Source organism: Janthinobacterium sp. FT14W, assembly GCF_009208755.1.
Taxonomy (GTDB): domain Bacteria; phylum Pseudomonadota; class Gammaproteobacteria; order Burkholderiales; family Burkholderiaceae_D; genus Janthinobacterium; species Janthinobacterium violaceinigrum.
Genome location: NZ_WFLL01000104.1, coordinates 1 through 1,593 on the forward strand (window position 1 = coordinate 1; position 1,593 = coordinate 1,593).

Annotated in this window: 2 protein-coding genes; both read right to left on the bottom strand. The window is 66.4% G+C overall.

The window, feature by feature from the left end:
- The coding region (locus tag GCN74_RS28135) for an alkaline phosphatase family protein (RefSeq protein WP_152259703.1) at positions 1–1,130 on the bottom strand (1,130 nt) is incomplete at its 3' end.
- A gap of 100 nt (positions 1,131–1,230) precedes the next feature.
- Positions 1,231–1,593: general secretion pathway protein GspB (locus tag GCN74_RS28140; protein WP_193317306.1), on the bottom strand; the 363-nt coding region annotated here is incomplete at its 5' end.

Below are 1,593 nucleotides of genomic sequence, written 5' to 3' on the forward strand. Positions count from 1 at the left end.
TGCGCCAGGTCCAGCACGGCGCCCAGGCCGCTGGCGGCCGCCACGCGCGCGCCCATCTGCGGCAAGGCGCCGTCGGCGGCGCGGCAAAAGCGCTGCAGGATGGTTTTGATAATCGACGTGTGGTCGTACACCTGGTGGCTGACGCTGCCGGGCGCGATCAGCGGCGACACCAGCAGCATGGGCACGCGCACGCCGTACTGGCGAAACGCCGGGTCGTCGTCCACGGCGGCGGGCGGCGGCACATGGTCGAAAAAACCACCGTGTTCGTCATAGCTGAGGATCAGCAAGGTCCGCGGCCAGGCCGGACCGCGCGACAGGGCCTGGTAGACCTGCGCCACCAGCGCCTGGCCGGCGCGGATGTCGGCCGGCGGGTGGTCGTCATTGGCGAAGAAATGCGGATCGATCCAGCTGACCGAAGGCAAGGTGCCCGCCAGCGCATCGCCGATGAAACCATAGCGGCGCGCGCTGGAGCCGAACGGTTCGTAGCACTCGGACGAGCGGTAATGGTCGTCGCTGAAAGCCAGGCTCCAGGGCTTCCAGGCGGAATAAAACTTCCAGCTGACCTGGGCCCGCTCCAGGTGGCGCACGAAGGATTTGTTCGCGTACAGGGGCACGCGCTTGCTGTCCTTGCTGCCGGCCGCCTTGCCGCTGATCGCGTACAGGCGGTTGGGCCAGGTGGCGCCCGGCACGGAGCTGTAGCAGCGGTCGCAGACGCAGAACTGCTGCGCCAGGAAATCGTACATGGGCAAATCGGTCCCATTGTAATAGCCCATCACCAGATCGATGTCGGGATCGCCCGGATGCGTTTGCGCATAGTCGTCGACGAAGCCACCGTTATTGTTTTGCAATTGGTGCGCTACCGACACGCCAGTATGCGACGGGTCTTGCTGCGGGCCGAAGGCCGTGCGCAGCAAATGGTGCACGGGATACGTCCTGCCAGCATGCAGGTTGGCATGGCCGGCCTGCAAACCGTCGATGTCGGCGCGCCCGCCTTCCAGGCTCAGATAGCCGAGCATGTGGTCGAACGAACGGTTTTCCATCATCAGCACGACAATGTGGTCGATGCGCGCCAGGTTTCCCGGCACATCCGCATCCAACGCACCCTCGGCAGCAGCTACGGCAGCGATCATCGGAACTCCCCGGCCACGCGCACGGGCGCAGCAATCCTGGTTCGACCAGGCCAGGCCAGTATCGTTCAGCTGCTAAGGCCCGGCCTTGATACGCAACAACTCAATACGGCACGCGGTAGCGGTAGCCCTTGAAACTGAAGATGGCCGCCTTCGGCTGCAGCTTTTCCAGCACCAGGCCGGGCGCCAGTTCCTCGCCCTCATGGCGCAGGACCTTGTCGATCAACAGCAGGCGGTCGGCCGGATTCTTCGAATAGATATAACCGCCGATGGCGACGGGCGGGATCTGCCGCTGTATCGGCTCGGGCAAGTCGCGCATGCCGGGCACGTTGTCCTCGGCGCCAGGCGCGGGCGCGGGCACGGCGGGCGCGGGAGCGGGAGCAGGAGCAGGAGCGGAAACGGGCGGCGCGGCCTGGCCCGGCGTCTCCGGCTGCGGTTCCGGCACGGGCCTGGCGTGGTGCACGGG